This is a genomic window from Frigoribacterium sp. PhB24, assembly GCF_003755185.1.
Classification (GTDB): Bacteria; Actinomycetota; Actinomycetes; order Actinomycetales; family Microbacteriaceae; genus Frigoribacterium.
In genome coordinates, this window is the sequence record NZ_RKIC01000015.1 from 154,108 (window position 1) to 169,427 (window position 15,320).

16 protein-coding genes are annotated in these 15,320 nt (G+C 71.4%); 7 read left to right on the plus strand and 9 right to left on the minus strand.

Annotated elements, in window-relative coordinates:
* Window positions 1-24: 24 nt before the first annotated feature.
* On the minus strand, window positions 25-1,158 hold the full coding sequence (locus EDF50_RS14945; RefSeq protein ID WP_123520296.1) for a YihY/virulence factor BrkB family protein: 1,134 nt from the start codon (window positions 1,156-1,158) through the stop codon (window positions 25-27).
* Between the two features lie 84 nt (window positions 1,159-1,242).
* Here EDF50_RS14945 and EDF50_RS14950 point away from each other — a divergent pair, with 84 nt between their 5' ends.
* On the plus strand, window positions 1,243-2,619 hold the full coding sequence (locus EDF50_RS14950) for a PrsW family intramembrane metalloprotease (protein WP_123520297.1): 1,377 nt from the start codon (window positions 1,243-1,245) through the stop codon (window positions 2,617-2,619).
* A gap of 73 nt (window positions 2,620-2,692) precedes the next feature.
* On the opposite strand, the gene EDF50_RS14955 is transcribed toward EDF50_RS14950, so the two are convergent.
* Entirely contained in the window at window positions 2,693-4,036 is a 1,344-nt protein-coding gene (locus EDF50_RS14955; RefSeq protein WP_233570666.1) for an MFS transporter, read from the minus strand.
* A gap of 241 nt (window positions 4,037-4,277) precedes the next feature.
* Here EDF50_RS14955 and EDF50_RS14960 point away from each other — a divergent pair, with 241 nt between their 5' ends.
* The 3 genes from EDF50_RS14960 (at window position 4,278) to EDF50_RS14970 (ending at window position 7,924) form a co-directional block, all read left to right on the plus strand.
* Window positions 4,278-4,652: an FKBP-type peptidyl-prolyl cis-trans isomerase gene (locus tag EDF50_RS14960; protein ID WP_123520299.1), complete on the plus strand. Its 375-nt coding sequence runs from the start codon at window positions 4,278-4,280 to the stop codon at window positions 4,650-4,652.
* Complete coding sequence (locus EDF50_RS14965; RefSeq protein WP_123520300.1) at window positions 4,652-5,485, plus strand: aldo/keto reductase; 834 nt, start codon at window positions 4,652-4,654, stop codon at window positions 5,483-5,485. Before EDF50_RS14960 ends, EDF50_RS14965 begins: the two co-directional genes overlap by 1 nt.
* Window positions 5,486-5,632: 147 nt before the next feature.
* Window positions 5,633-7,924: a UvrD-helicase domain-containing protein gene (locus EDF50_RS14970; protein WP_123520372.1), complete on the plus strand. Its 2,292-nt coding sequence runs from the start codon at window positions 5,633-5,635 to the stop codon at window positions 7,922-7,924.
* A 60-nt stretch (window positions 7,925-7,984) separates the two neighbouring features.
* Here EDF50_RS14970 and EDF50_RS14975 read toward each other — a convergent pair whose 3' ends face one another.
* Genes EDF50_RS14975 through EDF50_RS14985 form a run of 3 tightly spaced genes read right to left on the minus strand, consistent with a single transcriptional unit; the run spans window position 7,985 to window position 10,016 of the window.
* Complete coding sequence (locus tag EDF50_RS14975; protein ID WP_148076851.1) at window positions 7,985-8,614, minus strand: hypothetical protein; 630 nt, start codon at window positions 8,612-8,614, stop codon at window positions 7,985-7,987.
* Complete coding sequence (locus EDF50_RS14980) at window positions 8,611-8,922, minus strand: protealysin inhibitor emfourin (protein ID WP_123520302.1); 312 nt, start codon at window positions 8,920-8,922, stop codon at window positions 8,611-8,613. The genes EDF50_RS14975 and EDF50_RS14980 overlap by 4 nt, the downstream gene beginning before the upstream one ends.
* A 56-nt stretch (window positions 8,923-8,978) precedes the next feature.
* The gene (locus EDF50_RS14985; protein ID WP_123520303.1) at window positions 8,979-10,016 is read right to left on the minus strand and encodes a M4 family metallopeptidase; all 1,038 of its coding nucleotides are present in this window, start codon (window positions 10,014-10,016) and stop codon (window positions 8,979-8,981) included.
* 99 nt (window positions 10,017-10,115) lie between these two features.
* On the opposite strand from EDF50_RS14985, the gene EDF50_RS14990 reads away from it, so the two are divergent.
* Entirely contained in the window at window positions 10,116-10,655 is a 540-nt protein-coding gene (locus EDF50_RS14990; protein ID WP_123520304.1) for an adenine phosphoribosyltransferase, read from the plus strand.
* Window positions 10,656-10,668: 13 nt separating this feature from the next.
* On the opposite strand, the gene EDF50_RS14995 is transcribed toward EDF50_RS14990, so the two are convergent.
* The 3 genes from EDF50_RS14995 to EDF50_RS15005 all read right to left on the minus strand — a co-directional run bounded on the left by EDF50_RS14995 (window position 10,669) and on the right by EDF50_RS15005 (window position 12,752).
* A complete protein-coding gene (locus EDF50_RS14995) occupies window positions 10,669-10,905 on the minus strand; it encodes a hypothetical protein (protein WP_123520305.1) in 237 nt (78 codons plus the stop codon).
* A 6-nt stretch (window positions 10,906-10,911) separates the two neighbouring features.
* A complete protein-coding gene (locus tag EDF50_RS15000; RefSeq protein ID WP_148076852.1) occupies window positions 10,912-11,832 on the minus strand; it encodes a DUF2599 domain-containing protein in 921 nt (306 codons plus the stop codon).
* A gap of 185 nt (window positions 11,833-12,017) precedes the next feature.
* Window positions 12,018-12,752 (minus strand): M50 family metallopeptidase, encoded by a 735-nt coding sequence (locus tag EDF50_RS15005; RefSeq protein WP_123520307.1) that lies wholly within the window; start codon window positions 12,750-12,752, stop codon window positions 12,018-12,020.
* A gap of 147 nt (window positions 12,753-12,899) precedes the next feature.
* On the opposite strand from EDF50_RS15005, the gene EDF50_RS15010 reads away from it, so the two are divergent.
* Window positions 12,900-13,355 (plus strand): VanZ family protein, encoded by a 456-nt coding sequence (locus tag EDF50_RS15010; RefSeq protein WP_123520308.1) that lies wholly within the window; start codon window positions 12,900-12,902, stop codon window positions 13,353-13,355.
* A 93-nt stretch (window positions 13,356-13,448) separates the two neighbouring features.
* Complete coding sequence (gene rpsO, locus EDF50_RS15015) at window positions 13,449-13,718, plus strand: 30S ribosomal protein S15 (RefSeq protein ID WP_123520309.1); 270 nt, start codon at window positions 13,449-13,451, stop codon at window positions 13,716-13,718.
* Window positions 13,719-13,839: 121 nt separating this feature from the next.
* Here rpsO and EDF50_RS15020 read toward each other — a convergent pair whose 3' ends face one another.
* Window positions 13,840-15,084, minus strand: coding sequence for a hypothetical protein (locus EDF50_RS15020; RefSeq protein WP_148076853.1), 1,245 nt, complete (start codon window positions 15,082-15,084; stop codon window positions 13,840-13,842).
* Between the last annotated feature and the right edge of the window lie 236 nt (window positions 15,085-15,320).

Sequence of the window (15,320 nt, forward strand, 5' to 3'; positions counted from 1 at the left end):
GCAGGTCGGGGACGCCTCGGGCGCCTAGGGCGTCGAGGGGGCGTGGGTGTTCGGGTCGACCTGGTCGGCGCGCCGCGCGGCCTGCGGCCGCTCGTCGGCGGGCCGGTCGCGATCGCCCCGCAGGTGGACGCGCCGCAGTTCGTCCGGCTCGAGCACGCCACCGTTCTCGCGCAGGGCCCGCTCGCGGATCGCCCGGCCCACCCGGACGTCCCACGCGAGGTTGCGCGCCAGGATGTGGTTGCGCGCCGTGTCACGCAACGGCAGGGGGATGACCTCCTCGGCCTGCACCCCTCGGCGCAGCTGGCGCATGCGCAGGATCTCGCTGTCGAGCTCGCCGCCGATCACGAGCACGAAGTTGCTGATGTACGCGTAGAGCAGCACGACGACCACGCCGCCGACCCAGCCGTAGAAGCGGTCGTAGTTCGAGACCGTCGCGACGTAGACCGCGAAGCCCACCGTCGCGATCGCCCAGCCGCCGAGCGCGACCATGGCGCCGTACGACACCCAGCGCAGGCGGGGTGGTCGCACGTTGGGGGTGAAGAAGTACAGCATCGCGACCGAGAGCACGGCCAGGGCCACGAGCACCGGCCACTTGAAGACGTTGTAGAGGTCGGTCCAGGGGCGGCCGATGCCGAACCGGGCGGCGACCGCGTCGCTCAGCGTGGGCGTCACGAGCAGGATCACCGCGATGACGGCGAACGACACCATCAACACGAGTGTGACGATCATCATGTGGCCACGGAACTTCCAGATACGACGCCCCTCCTCGACCTCGTAGGCCGTGTTCATGGCCCGTCCGAAGGCCGTCGTGTAGGCCGACAGCGACCAGAGGGTGAGCCACAGGCCGATGCCGAAGGCGACGCCCGGGTTCGACAGGCTGAGCATCTGTTCGAGCGGCCAGCGCAGGGTGTCGATCGCGTCGGGGGTCAGGACGTATCGGGCCACCGAGAGGATCTCGTCCACGGCGTCACCGTCGTCGACGAACAGGGCGACCCCCGAGACGAGAGCGAGGGCGCCGGGCACGAGGGCCAGCATCGAGAAGAAGGTGAGGGAACCGGCGGCGTCGATGGTGCGATGGCGCAGGAAATCGTGCCAGACCCGCATGATCACGTACCGGACCAGCGACGGGTCCTCGGGCAGGGAACGCGTCGGGGCCATCCTGCGAGATTACCGGCTGCCCGTGTCGACGCGGCTCGTCCCTCGCGCCGCACCGACCCGGGCACCAGCCCGTAGGGTCGGGGGATGACCTGGTCCGATCCCCGCGGCGTCGGACACGACGCGTACGGACGCCCGTTGACGCCCTACGCCGACCCCTCCTCGGCGGGCCCGGCGGCGGGGGGCGGGCGGTCGGTCCACGGCCCCGCGGTCAACCCCGAGCCGGTCTGGTACCCGGTGCAGCCGGTCTTCGCGCAGCCTGCGCCGCGTCGTCGCGTCGCCAGTGCGGTGGCCCTCGCGGTCGGCTTCACGGTGATCGGCACGTTCGCCGCGGCCGTCGGCCTGTACTTCGTCATCTTCGTGCAACCCGCCGTGTTGCTCGCGGGCAGCCTGCTCGCCTTCGTGCCGTTGGCGATCGTGTTGGTCGGCATCTGGCTGGTCGACCGGTGGGAGCCCGAACCGCGCGTGGCGCTGCTCTTCGCCTTCCTCTGGGGCGCGGCGGTGGCGGTCGGCACCGCCCTGATCGTCGACATCGCCCTGACGACGGCGCGCTCGGTGCTCGGCGTCCGGTCGAGCGGGCTCGAGGACGTGCTCGGCGCGGTCGTCCAGGCGCCGCTCGTCGAAGAGGGCGCGAAGGGGCTCGGTGTCCTGTTGGTCCTGTGGATCTTCCGACGGCACTTCGACGGCCCGGTCGACGGCATCGTCTACGCGGCGACCGTCGCGGCGGGCTTCGCGTTCGTCGAGAACATCCAGTACTTCGCCCTGCAGGTCGGTGAAGATCTGGCCACCGGCAGCCAGGGCCTCGCGTACGTCTTCTTCGTGCGGGCCCTGATGTCGCCCTTCGCCCACGTGATGTACACGGCCTGCACGGGCTTCGCCCTCGGCCTCGCGGCGCGGCGGACGGGTCCCTACGGTGCGATCGGCTGGTTCTTCGTCGGCCTCGTCCCCGCGGCGGGTCTGCACGCGCTCTGGAACGGTGCGTTGTTCGTCGTCGGGGACGGCTTCTTCGTCTACTACCTGCTCGTGCAGGTGCCGATCTTCGTGGCGATGGTGCTGCTCGTGGTGTTCCTCCGGCGCAACGAGCGGAGGGTCACCCACGACCGTCTCGCCGAGTACGCCGCCGTGGGGTGGTTCAGCGCGGACGAGGTCGGCATGCTCTCGTCGAGCGCCGGCCGTCGTCGCGCGAGGTCGTGGGCCGCGTCCCGCGGCATCCGGCCCGCCATGAAGGTCTTCATCTCGAACGCGACGCGTCTGGCCTTCACCCGTCAGCGGCTCGTGAAGGGGCGTCGTGCACTCGACGAGGCGGTGCAGCGTGACGAGGCCGAACTGCTGGACGCCCTCACCGCGAGCCGTCTCGCCCTGCAGGCTCCGCCGACCGCGTTCGTCGGCTACCCGCAGCACCCGGGCTGGCCGCCGCAGCTGCCCCGGCACCCCGGTTCGCCGCAGTCCGGCCCCGGGTGGTGACGCCACCCGTCTCGACGACCGCCCCAGCCACGACGACCGCCCCAGCCACGACGGCCGTCACAGCGGACGCGGGTCAGGGCGTCGGTGCCTCGGCGTCGTAGCGCCCGAAAGCGGGGGTCAGCCGGGCCACGAGCGCGACGAGCGCGACGACGAGCAGCCCGCCCAGCAGGGGAGGCCAGAAGACCGCGATTCCGGCGACGAGCCCGACGAACAGGTCGCCCACCCGGGGCCCGCCCGTGACCACCACGATGAAGATGCCCTGCAGGCGACCCCGCATCGCGTCCGGTGCGGCCGACTGCAGGATGGTCGACCGGAAGATCGAGCTGACGTTGTCGCTCGCACCGGCTCCGGCCAGAGCGAGGGCCGCCCCGCCGAGGGCGACGAGGTTCGCCTGGTCGAGGCCTGCCGTGACGGCGCCGCCGTGGGCCGGCGTCACGAGCAGCACGACGCCGAACGCCGCGATGCAGAGTCCGTAGGCGGTGATCGCCCACCGCACGGCGACACCCTGTCGCCGCACGTGGCCGAGGCGTCCCGAGAAGACGCTGCTCAGCAATGCCCCGACCGCGAACGAGGCGGAGAGGACACCGACCGTCACCGCGCCTCCTCCGATCACGAGCGTGCCGACCACCGGGTAGAGCACGCGGGGCATGCCGAACGTCATGGCGACGACGTCCATGACGAAGGTCGTCCGAATGTTCGGCGACCGCTTCAGGAACGCCAGGCCGAAGCGCAGCGACTCCAGCCCCGGGCGCTGGGTCTCGCCCTCTGGTCGGATCGGGGGCAGCGTGACGATGCCGAGGAACGCCGTCGAGAACAACACGACGTCGACCGTGTACGTCAGCGGGAACCCCACGCTCGCGACCAGCACGCCGGCCAGCGCGGGGCCGACGGTCAGCATGAGGCCCATGCTGATGCCGCTCAGCGCGGAGGCGGCCGGCAGCAGCTCGCGGGGCAGGAGGCGCGGCACGATCGAGGCGCGGGAGGTCGCGATCATCGTGCCCGCCACGGCGTTGACCGTGGTCAGCAGGTACAGCAGCCACACCTCGTGCAGCCCGAGGTAGGCGTGCAGCGCGATCGCAGCGGTGGAGAGCCAGGCGAACACGGCGGCGACCAGCGCGACCTTTCGTCGGTCGAAGGCGTCGGCGAGCATGCCGCCGTAGAGACCGGCCAGGATCATCGGCACGAGCGAGACGACACCGACCAGGGCGACGGCGAAGGTCGAGCGGGTGATCTCGAAGATCTCGAGGCCGACGGCGACGAGTGTGAGCTGCGTCCCGATACCGCTGATCGCGCTGCCTGCGAACAGACGGGCGAAGGCGGGGCTGGTGCGGAGCGGGGTGACGTCGACGAACAGCGGGCGACGGGCGGGCGGCGTGGGGCTCGGCGACGACGCGGGGGGAGGCGGGGTGGTGGTCAAGCTGCCATTCTTGCCGATCGTGCAGAATCCCGCAGGACCGTGCCGCCCGACCCGTGCCGCCCGACCCGGGGCCGGGCTGCCGTCGGACGATTTGGCGTCACGACACCGTCGGAGTAGCGTCCATGTGTTCGCATCGATGACTCGCTCTCGGTGCGGACGCCGGGTCGGCTTCTCGGGCCTCGCAGGGAGGACGCGAGCGGCCGACCCGCCCCCTCGGCCCGTCGGTGGTTGGATGGTCGGCATGACTCACGACCCCCAGACCAAGCCCGAGATCGACGCCCCGACCGGCCCCGCCCCCACCGAGCTCACGGTCACCGACGTCACCGTCGGCGACGGAGCCGAGGCGCAGTCCGGCTCGACCGTCAACGTCCACTACCTCGGCGTCGAGTACGACTCCGGTGAAGAGTTCGATTCGTCCTGGAGCCGTGGCGAGGCCATCAACTTCCCGCTGCAGGCCCTCGTCCGCGGCTGGCAGGAGGGCATCCCCGGCATGAAGGTCGGCGGACGCCGCGAGCTCGTCGTGCCGCCCCACCTGGCCTACGGCCCTGCCGGTGGCGGACACCCGCTCTCGGGCAAGACCCTGATCTTCGTCATCGACCTGCTCGGCGTCAGCTGATGACGGTCGCCCCCTCGGTCGGCCTCAACGACGGGCGCACGCTGCCCCAGCTCGGCCTCGGCACCTACGGGCTGAACGACGACGAGGGCACGGCGCAGGTCGTGCAGGCGATCTCGTCGGGCTACCGCCTGCTCGACACGGCGCTCAACTACGGCAACGAGGCGGCCGTCGGGGCGGCGATTCGTCAGACCGACGTGCCGCGTGGCGACCTCGTCGTCACGACGAAGCTGCCGGGTCGGCACCACGGTTACGACGAGACCCTGGCGAGCTTCGACGAGAGCCGCGCGAACCTCGGCCTCGACTTCGTCGACCTGTACCTGATCCACTGGCCGCTGCCGCGCGTCGACAAGTACGTCGAGACGTTCAAGGCCTTCGTCACGTTGCAAGAAGACGGGCTCGTCGGCTCGGTCGGCGTCTCGAACTTCACGGCCGAGCACCTCCGACGCGTCGCCGACGACACGGGCGTGGTCCCGGCGGTCAACCAGATCGAGCTGCACCCGTACTTCCCCCAGGCCGAGTTGCGTGCCGTGCACGAGAGCATGGGCATCGTCACCGAGAGCTGGAGCCCGCTGGCCAAGCAGAGCGAACTGCTACAAGAGGCGCGGGTCACCGAGATCGCGCGGGCCCACGGCAAGACGCCCACCCAGGTCGTCCTGCGCTGGCACGTGCAACTCGGTGCGGTCCCCGTGCCGAAGTCGGCCGACGCCGGCCGACAGCGCGAGAACCTCGACGTGTTCGACTTCGAGCTCACGCCCGACGAGGTCGAGTCGCTCAGCGGTCTCGAGCGTGGTCGCCTGTGGGACGGCGACCCGCTGACCCACGAGGAGTTCTAGGCCCGGCTCCGCCGCGACCACCCCAGGAGGCGCGCCCGTCCCCACGAGGACGGGCGCGCCTCCTTCGTTCTCGCACGATTCCGGCCCTCGCCGTCGGTGGCCGGAAGGTAGACTGGCGTGCCGACTTTTCCCGAAGGGTACGAACACCTGTTGTCATCCGAGATCGACCGCGAACGCGCCTACGTGGGCACCCTCTACGACCGCCTCGACGAGCTGAAGGCCGACGCCCGAGTCCGCCTCGAGCGCACCCGCCGCGAGACCGTCGGCGGCAACCACCAGAGCCGCAGTGAGCGCGACGCCTACGCGCGCCTGTACGAAGACACGATCGTCCAGCTGGGCTCGGTCGACGAACGGCTCGCGTTCGGTCGGCTCGAGCTCGAGACGCCCGACCTGCTCGGCCAGACCGGCGACGTCGACCGTCCGGCCGAGGCGGGCGAGGGCGGGCGCTACCGTTACATCGGCCGCATCGGCCTGCGTGACGAGGCGCACCACCCGATCCTGCTCGACTGGCGCGTGCCCGGGGCCAGCGCCTTCTACCAGGCGACCGCCGCGACGCCCATGGGGGCCCGCGCCCGTCGCCACCTGACCCTCGAGGGGCGCACCGTCACCCGCCTCGAGGACGAGGTGTTCGACCCCGACCTGCTCGACCGCGACGACGTCCAGTTGCAGGGCGAGGGTGCGCTCATGGCCGCGCTGACCGCCCAGCGCACCGGCCGCATGACCGACATCGTCGCCACGATCCAGGGCGAACAGGACCGCATCATCCGCTCGCAACTCGACGGCGTGCTCGTCGTGCAGGGCGGTCCCGGCACGGGCAAGACGGCCGTCGCACTGCACCGGGCCGCGTACCTGCTCTACTCGCACCGTGACCGGCTCAAGGGATCGGGCGTGCTCGTCGTCGGGCCGTCGAGGTCGTTCCTGCGCTACATCGAACAGGTGCTGCCGTCGCTCGGCGAGAGCGGCGTCGTCCTGTCGAGCCTCGGCGGCCTGTACCCGGGCATCGAGGCGCAGACCGACGACGCGCCCGACGTCGCCGCCCTCAAGGGCTCCGCCGAGATGGCCGAGCTGATGCGCCGCGCCGTCCGGTCGCGGCAGATCCGCCCGGCCGAGCCGACGACCATCGACATCAACGGCGAGCGTCTCGTGGTGCGCCCCGAGCTCGTCGGCGAGGCCATGCGCAAGGCACAGGAGCGGGGCAAGCCGCACAACGTGGCCCGGGTCACGTTCAACAAGGCGGCTCTCTCGGCCCTGACCCGTCAGCTGGTCGACCAGATGCGCGAGCACGGCACGACGGTCGACGAGTCCGACGAGGCCGTCCTCCGAGAAGACATCCGGCAGTCGTACGACGTGCGCGTCCTGCTCAACACCGCCTGGCTTCCGCTGAGCGCCGAGAAGCTCGTCGAAGACCTGTACGCCCGACCGAACTGGCTCGCCTCGATCACCCCGCGCTGGACGCCCGAGCAGCGCGCCCTGCTGCGGCGCGAGCGCGGGGCGGGCTTCACCGTCTCCGACGTGCCGCTGCTCGACGAGGCCGCCGAGCTGCTCGGCGAGTTCCAGACGGGCGTCGACCCCGAGCGGCTGGCCCGCAAGGCCCAGCGCAAACGCGACATCGAGAACGCCGAGCGCGCCATCGAGAACATGGGCGTCGAGGGCATGGTCAGCGCCGAGCAGATCGCCGGCGGCTTCGCCGAGCGCGCCGCGTCCATGACCACGGCCGAGCGGGCCGCGGGCGACCGTACCTGGGCCTTCGGCCACGTCGTGGTCGACGAGGCGCAAGAGCTCTCGCCCATGCAGTGGCGGCTGCTCTCGCGACGGTGCCCGCTGCGGTCGTTCACCGTCGTCGGCGACATCGCGCAGGCGTCGAGCCCGGCGTCCGCGTCCTCGTGGGACCGCGCCCTGCAGGCCTTGCTCGGGCGTCGTCGGGGCGGCGGCGCCCAGGGCACGTCGGCCCCGTGGCGGCTCGAAGAGCTCACCGTCAACTACCGCACCCCGGCGCAGATCGTGGTCTACGCCGAGGGCGTCGCGACGTCGACCGGGCTGCGGATCACCCCGAGCCGGTCGGTGCGCTCGAGCGAGTGGCCGGTGCGAGAGGTGACCGGCGCCTCCTCGAAGGACGATTTCGTCCGAGCCACGGTCGAGGCCGTCCGGGCCGACCGGGCGATCGACGCCGAGGGCACCCTGGCGGTGATCGCGCCCGAGCAGGCCGTCCCGACCCTGGTCGAGGCGCTGTCCGCCGAGTTCGACGGCCTGGTGGCCGCGGGCACGGCGTCGCTCACCAGGCCGATCTCGGTGCTGAGCCCCGCGACGTCGAAGGGCCTCGAGTTCGACTCGGTCGTCGTGGTCGACCCCGAGCGCGTGCGCCAGGCCGGCCGACGCGGCAACGCCAGCCTCTACGTGGCGATGACCCGGCCCACGCAACGCCTCACGGTCGTCTCGTAGGCCGGGCCGGTCGGCAGCGAGCCGACGTCGGGGCAGATGCGCTCGGGCGCGTCGGGCGGCTCAGCGGTAGTCGGCCGGCCAGGCGAAGGCCGCGGGTGCGGTCACGGTCTCGCCGACGGGTGCGAGCACGAGGTCGATGCGCTCGAAGTCCCGCAACGGGATGCCGGCCGGGTCGGCCGTGTACGGGCTGCCCCCGACGAAGGTGTGCAGCTCGAGCCCGTCGTCGTGCCCGAGCGACCCCACGCCCCGGCCGTCGAGTGCGACGTCCCATTCGCTGAAGAGTTGACCCAGCACGAACGTCTCGCGTGTGGGCGACTCGACGTGCACGATGCCGCTGGTGTCGTGGGTGTGGATCTCGGCGGCGAACTTCGTGTCGGAGTCGTGTCCGATGTCGCCCGGCACCGTCACCGCTCGTCCGTCGACGGTGATCGAGAGGTGCGTGTGCACGTGCATCGCGAGGTCCTGGCCCCAGACGTTCTCGAGGCCGGCGGCGGTCGCCCGGGTCTCGAGCTGGTCGGTCGGGGGTCGACCCCACGGAGGCGCGGTGGCGGCCCCGTGGACGTTCAGCGGGTTGCCGCTCTGCACCACGGCCACACCGGCCCCGCCCGCCACGAGGACGACGAGTGCGAGCAGCCCCGCCAGCACCTCGCCCGAGAGCCCTCGCCGAGGCCGGTGAGCGCGACCACTCATCGTGTCGGACCGGAGTTCGCCTCGGCCTCGGCCTCGGACGTGTCGCGGACGCGGTCGACGAGTTCGCGCCACGGCCCGGTGACCTGCTGCTCGGGCAGCTTGGCCTTGCGGGTGGGTCGGGTCTCTGCCGTGATGACCCAGACGAAGCGATCGGGCTGCACGGCCTGGGCGGCCGTCGGGGCCTGGGACCAGGGCACCTGGTCGATGAGGACGAGCCACGACTCGGTGTCGGGCTCGGAGTCGACGTCGACCGACCAGCTGCGGGTGAGGCCGGCGAATCCACCGGAGCGCGACACGGTGATCTTCATGGGCGCGATGGTACCCCCGCGGTGTCCGGGGCAGCGGGGTGTCGTGCCGACCGGCATCAGGCCGCCGGGGTGACCCCGACGCCCTCCCACCCCGCCGAGGTCGCCCGGGTCTCGTCGGAATCCGCTCCGTACCGTGCCGTGGCCGCCTCGACGGTCGCCGCCGCGAACTGCGCGAAGGTGGCGTCGGTCGGCAGGGCCCCGCCGGTCAGCGTGTCGTACCAGACCTGACCGGCCCGCACCCAGGCCTCGCCGCCGAGCGCCTCGGACACGAGGTAGAAGGCCCGGTTGGGGATGCCCGAGTTGAGGTGCACCCCACCGTTGTCGTCGGTGGTCTCGACGTAGTCGTCCAGGTGCCCGGGTTGGGGGTCCTTCCCGAGGACGTCGTCGTCGTACGCGGTGCCCGGGGCCTTCATCGACCGGAGGGCCCGACCCTGCACCTCGGGTGTGAAGAGTCCCTCACCGATCAGCCAGGTCGCCTGGTCGGCGGTCTGGCCGAACAGGTGTTGCTCGACGAGTGTCCCGAACACGTCGCTCACCGACTCGTTGAGCGCGCCGGACTGCCCCTGGTAGGTGAGGTTCGCGGTGTACTGCGTCACGCCGTGGGTGAGCTCGTGCCCGATGACGCTGACGGATGCCGTGAAGCGCTCGAAGACCTCGCCGTCGCCGTCGCCGAACACCATCCGCTCGCCGTTCCAGAAGGCGTTGTCGTAGTCCTGGCCGTAGTGGATCGTCGCGTCGAGCGGGAGCCCGGCGCCGTCGATCGAATACCGCCCGTACACCTCGCGGAACAGGGCGTAGGTGGCACCGAGCGCGTCGTACGCCTCGGTCGCGGCGACGTCGTCGGTGGCCGGCTCGCCCTCGCCCCGGACCCGGACGCCCGGCAGCTCTTCGGTGCCCTGCGCGTCGAAGATCGTCCGCTCGAGCACGGCCCCGCCGCCGAGCGCGCCCCGCACGACCGGGGGAGCCGCGTTGCGGTCGACGGCCTCCAGGGCGAGCAGGCCGTTGCGGGCGGCCTGCGGGGCCCGGTGAAGGCGGGGCGAGTCGGCCTCGGCGAGGTGGGCGAGCAGGTACGGGGGGACGATGAACCGCGACATGGGTGCACTCTCGCACGGGCCTCCGACATCGGTCCGGACTGTTCACACGATCGTGACGCGGGCCCGGGGCGGGCCGTCCGCGCGACTAGCGTTGACCCCATGACCGTCACCGACGCCTCCTCGTTCGTCGACAGCAAGATCGCCGTCGTCCCCGACTTCCCCAAGCCCGGCATCCTCTTCCGCGACGTCACCCCGCTCTTCTCCGACGCCGACGCCTTCGCCACCGTGACCACGGCGCTCTCCGAGCCGTTCGACGGCGGGTTCGTCGCCGTCGCCGGCATCGAGGCGCGGGGCTTCGCGCTCGCCGGGGCCATCGCGATCGAGCAGGGCGTCGGCGTGCTGACGGTGCGCAAGGCGGGCAAGCTGCCCGGCGAGGTGCTCAGCGAGAGCTACGCCCTCGAGTACGGCGAGGCCACGCTCGAACTGCGTCCGAACCAGATCCCGGCGGGGTCGAGCGTCCTGATCGTCGACGACGTGCTCGCGACCGGCGGCACGGTCGAGGCGACCATCTCCCTGCTCGAGCGAGCGGGCTACGTCGTGGCCGGCGTCGCCGTGCTGCTCGAGCTCGACGGTCTCGACGGTCGGGCCCGCCTCGAGGGCCACGTCCCCGTGCACGCCCTCTCGTCCGCCCCCGCCTGAGCGCCCGCCAGTTCTAGTCGGCGGCGCGAGGCCTCTGGGTCCCTCCGACGATGATGATGACCACGCCCGCGACAAAGGTGACGACCGGCGCGTAGAGGGCCAACCACGCCGTCCGGCTCATGTCGGATGTCACCTCGGCGCCTTCGTCGGCCGCGATGCCCAGGTTCACGAGGTGCACCGCAGCCCACACGCCACCGACCATGCTCATGAGCGTCAGCGCCGCGCCGAGCCAGATCAGGTTCTTCACCATCGCCTCTCAGTTGCACCGGTGGTTGACGACGTCAGGGTAGTTCGCCCGACGCCACCACGTGTCGAGGTTGTACGTGGCTTTCGCGAACGCAAACTGCTGGTGGCAGATGTACTGCCATTGCATCTGCACGTTCTGGCGCCCCGCCCGCGCCTCGACTTCTTTCCATCCGTAAACCCCGGCGAGGTAGGCGCCGCCGAATGCCCGCGATGCTCGCGTCGGAGTAACGACGAGGGTTCGTCCGCGCTTGTCACGCTTGACCCACGTGACGTTCTGCACCATCTTCACCCCGAGGTAGGGATCGGCCACAATGGGATACGCGAAAGCGCTGGAGTGTTCGACGATTTGAGTCAGGGTGTCGCCGATGAATTCATAGTGCGTCGGCACCGCGGCGCCTTGAGCATCCTTTGCCCAGGCTGGCGCGATCATTCCCGCCAGGTCGCCGTTCGCCTCCGTGATGAACACCCCTCCGTGGTCGAGCGTTGCTGTGGCGCCCGGCGGCACGTGCAGTTGGTAGTCGTATCGGGTGGGTGCGCTCGCGTTGCCGATCACAGTGAGCAACTGGACCGATGCGTCGTCGTGCGTCACGGGGACCGTGCTCGAGCCGTTGTTGTTGTCGAAGAATCGGACGCCCGGTCGGGGCGTCACTGCATCGTCAGCAGTGTCGGCGAATGGAACTCCGATCTGCAGTCCTCCAGAACCGGCTTGGGGGTCGTCTTTGACCGTGATCGGCTCCTCCGGGTCGGTGGGCACGTCGACGGCTCTTGATGCGGCAACCTCGAGCAATACGTCGGGTGCAACTGCCTCGATGCTGCGTATGGCCTTCGTAGCTGGCTCGGCAGCCTCCGCAGGGGTCGCGACGAGCACGCTGCCCGTGGGGGCAAGACCCCCGACGATCGCGGCCAGCTTGCTTGATGGTCTGCTCTGCATGTGAACTCCTTCGTTCTACACGTCTAATCCTGAACGTAATATTGCACTTACTCTGCCGTCTCGGCACGCCCGTGTCAATGGCGACGCCCGGTGCAGCCGTCGATCGGCGAACAGATGGTCATGCTCTCGGGCTCGTCGATGAGGGTCGTACCGGTCGTGTACAGCGGATCGGCAGGCGTGGCTGCTCAGGCGAACGAGCGCGCGGCCTCAAGCGCCCCGGGGAAGAGCAGCCCCGCCCCGCCGAGCAGGCAGGCGAGGGCGACGAGCACGAACACCCCGACCCAGACCACGCCCGGCACCCGGGTCAGCCCGGCGAGCTGGTCGGCGTCCGATGCGGTAGAGCGAGAGCGACGTCGGCTGCGTTGCAGTTCGAGCGAGGCGCGCAGCGCCCCGAACCCCAGCACCGAGGTCACGACCAGTCCGAACACGGCCTGCCAGGTCGGCGACGCGAAGAACGTGACGACGACCACGAGGGCGGCGCCCAGCAGCACCACCCAGAGTCCGAACCAGTTGCGAATCTGCACGAGCATCAGCGCGAGCAGCAGAAGCAGCGCCCAGAGCAGCCCGGCCGCGTACCCCGCCGACAGCAACCACGCGGCGCCCAGGGCGGCGATCGCCGGAGCCGTGTAGCCGGCGAGCAGCGTGATGATCATGCCCGGCCCGGTGCGGGGCCCCTTCGACACGGTGAGGCCCGACGTGTCGGAATGCAGCCGGATGCCCGTCAGTCGCCGTCCGGTCAGCACCGCGGCGAGACCGTGCCCGCCCTCGTGCACGACGGTGACGGCGTGCCGCACCGTGTGCCAGGTGCCCGGCAGCAGCACGAGCAGCAGGCCGGCGGCGACGCCGGCGAGCAGCCACGAGCCGGGCAGGGGAGCGGCGAGCTGGCTGATCCGGGCCCAGAGGTCGGTGAGTGCGTCCACGCGACGAGCCTAGGAGGCGCGGTGCGCGCGGTCGGACGCCGCGCCTCCTCGGCCCTGCCGCCGCCGCCCCCGGGGCGGGTCGTCCTCTGGGTTGATCTTCGTGCGTTCCGGGCGTCCTCCCACGGGGGCGTGCCGCACCATGGACGGATGCGTCGCGCCGTCCTCCTCCTGCTCACCCTCGTCTACCTCGCCGGGGTCGCCTGGATGACCCTGCGCCCCAGCGTCTACGACGCGAACACGGGGGCGCTGCTCTGGCGGGCGCTCGACGTGTTCGCCCGGCACGACGAGACCTCGTGGATCACCTTCGCCCGGGTCGAGGCGGCCGCCAACGTGGCGATGTTCGTGCCGATGGGCATGTTCCCGGCGCTGCTGCTGCCCAAGCGGTTCTGGTGGGTCGGCATCCTGGTGGGCTTCGCCGCGACGGTGGGCATCGAGACCTACCAGGCGACGTACCTGTCGGCGACCCGCTTCTCCGACCCGCAGGACCTCGTGATGAACACCCTCGGGGCGGCGATCGGCGCGGCCTTCGTCGGACTCGTGCTTCCCCGGCGGCGGCGGGGGCGGGCCCGATCACGACAGGGCTCGACGTCGCCCGTCTGGTAGGCTCCTCAGGTTGCCGTCTGAACGGCCGCGGAGAAAGAGAGCTCGCACATCCGGTGACGAGCACCGCGCAACGAACTGAAAGGGGATCCATCCATGGCACTCGCACCTGACGTCAAGACCCGGATCATCGAAGAATACGCGACCCACCCCGGCGACACCGGATCCCCCGAGGTCCAGATCGCCGTGATGACGCAGCGCATCCTCGACCTCACCGAGCACCTCAAAGAGCACAAGCACGACCACCACTCGCGTCGTGGTCTGCTGCTGCTCGTCGGCCAGCGCCGTCGCCTCCTGGGCTACCTGTCCAGGGTCGACATCGAGCGCTACCGTACGCTCATCGGTCGTCTCGGCCTGCGCCGCTAGTCTTCGCGCTCCGGCACGTCTCGACGACGGCCCCCTCGGCACGCAGCTCCGGCTGCCGCCGAGGGGGCCGTTCTCTCGTTCCCGTCGGTCGGTGGCTGCCTCCCGATCGACGCGTCGGGGCTCAGTACCAGTTGTTCGCGACCGAGTGCGCCCACGCGGCGCACATCGTGCCGTAGCGGCCCTGGATGTAGCCGATGCCCCAGTTCACCTGGGTGCGGTAGTTCGTCTGCCAGTCGAGGCCGCTCGAGGCCATCTTGTTGCCGGGCAGGGCCTGGGGGATCCCGTAGGCGCCGCCCGACGGGTTGGTCGCGTTGGTGCGCCAGCCGGACTCCTTGTTCCAGAGCTGGACGAGGCAGGTGTACTCGGCGCCGCTGCCGACCTTCGTCGCGGCGTAGGCCTTGGCGCCGGCCGGATCGTTGACGGCACCGACCGGGGGAGTCGCGCCCCCACCGCCCGTGCCCGTGCCACCCGAGCCTCCGCTGCCGGCCACGGGTGCCGTGCCCCCGGACGATCCGCCGCCCCCGGACGAGCCGGAGGGTCTCTTCGCGGCGGCCGCGGCCTGCGCCTTCGCCGCCGCCTGCTGTGCGGCGTAGGCCTGCTGCGCGGCGACCCCGGCTCGGTACTGCTGTTCGAGCTCGGCCGTCGAGTCCTTGAGCGCGGCGAGCTGGGCGTAGAGATCGCTCGACCGCTGCGTGGCGCTCGTGACCTCGGCGTCGGCGCTCGCCTGGGCGGCGGCCGCCTCGTCGGCGGTGGCCTGTGCGTCCTTCGCCAAGGCGTCGCGCCGGTCGGCGGCCGTCGCCGCTTGTTCGCTGAGTGACGACACCGTGTTGCTCGCCGTGGTGGCGTCGGCCAGCACGGTCTGCCAGCGGTCGCCGAGCTGCGTCAGCGAGCCCAGCTGATAGAGCGCGGCCCCGGGATCGGGCGACGTGAAGAGGTCGGTGCCCATGGTTCGCGTGCCCCCGGTGCGGAACAGGCTGCCGGCCAGCTGGCCGGCCTCCTGCTTCGCCGTGTCGGCGGAGGCCCGGGCACGCGCGGCGTCGGCGGCGAGTTCGTCCGCCCGCTGCGAGGCGGCCGCCAGGTCGGCCTGCGCCGTCGCGTTGGCCTGGTCGGCCGACACGGCCTCGTCGCTGCGGTCGGAGGCGGCCTTCTCGAGGCTGTCGAGCGACGCGTCGATCAGGTCGACCTGCGCCTGGGTCGCCGCGGCGTTCCCCTTCGCGGCCTCGACCTGGGCCCAGGTCGGGTACCCGGCGGCGGACGCCACGGACGGCGCCACGAGCGTCGTCAGGACGAGAGCCAAGGAGGCGCCGGTCGCCACCGCGAGGCGGCTCGCGCGACGATCCCGGCCGGATCTGTCGTGAGCACGCATGACGACGACCCTAACGCCGTCCACCCGGCACCGCGCCTCCCCGTCCGGGCGACACCCGCCGAACGCACCCCGGCCGGAAGGGTGCGAGTGCTAGGATCACGCTCGGAGCAGGCCGGTACGGCTGCTGGTCACCGGTGGTGACAGGCGGAATGCCCCGACCGACGCCGAGCGTCCGGGTCGGGTGCGGGGTCCGACCGTTTCTACTGTTGGCCAGACGTGCCACCGCCTCCGTCGCG

Bases quoted from the DNA above. Each gene is read 5' to 3' on its own strand.
- EDF50_RS14995 (WP_123520305.1), bottom strand. From the start codon at position 10,905: ATGGTGAAGAACCTGATCTGGCTCGGCGCGGCGCTGACGCTCATGAGC.
- EDF50_RS14980 (WP_123520302.1), bottom strand. From the start codon at position 8,922: ATGAAGATCACCGTGTCGCGCTCCGGTGGATTCGCCGGCCTCACCCGC.
- EDF50_RS15010 (WP_123520308.1), top strand. From the start codon at position 12,900: ATGCGTCGCGCCGTCCTCCTCCTGCTCACCCTCGTCTACCTCGCCGGG.
- EDF50_RS14975 (WP_148076851.1), bottom strand. From the start codon at position 8,614: ATGAGTGGTCGCGCTCACCGGCCTCGGCGAGGGCTCTCGGGCGAGGTG.
- EDF50_RS14965 (WP_123520300.1), top strand. From the start codon at position 4,652: ATGACGGTCGCCCCCTCGGTCGGCCTCAACGACGGGCGCACGCTGCCC.
- EDF50_RS14985 (WP_123520303.1), bottom strand. From the start codon at position 10,016: ATGTCGCGGTTCATCGTCCCCCCGTACCTGCTCGCCCACCTCGCCGAG.
- EDF50_RS14945 (WP_123520296.1), bottom strand. From the start codon at position 1,158: ATGGCCCCGACGCGTTCCCTGCCCGAGGACCCGTCGCTGGTCCGGTAC.
- EDF50_RS14960 (WP_123520299.1), top strand. From the start codon at position 4,278: ATGACTCACGACCCCCAGACCAAGCCCGAGATCGACGCCCCGACCGGC.
- EDF50_RS14950 (WP_123520297.1), top strand. From the start codon at position 1,243: ATGACCTGGTCCGATCCCCGCGGCGTCGGACACGACGCGTACGGACGC.
- rpsO (WP_123520309.1), top strand. From the start codon at position 13,449: ATGGCACTCGCACCTGACGTCAAGACCCGGATCATCGAAGAATACGCG.
- EDF50_RS15000 (WP_148076852.1), bottom strand. From the start codon at position 11,832: ATGCAGAGCAGACCATCAAGCAAGCTGGCCGCGATCGTCGGGGGTCTT.
- EDF50_RS15020 (WP_148076853.1), bottom strand. From the start codon at position 15,084: ATGCGTGCTCACGACAGATCCGGCCGGGATCGTCGCGCGAGCCGCCTC.
- EDF50_RS14990 (WP_123520304.1), top strand. From the start codon at position 10,116: ATGACCGTCACCGACGCCTCCTCGTTCGTCGACAGCAAGATCGCCGTC.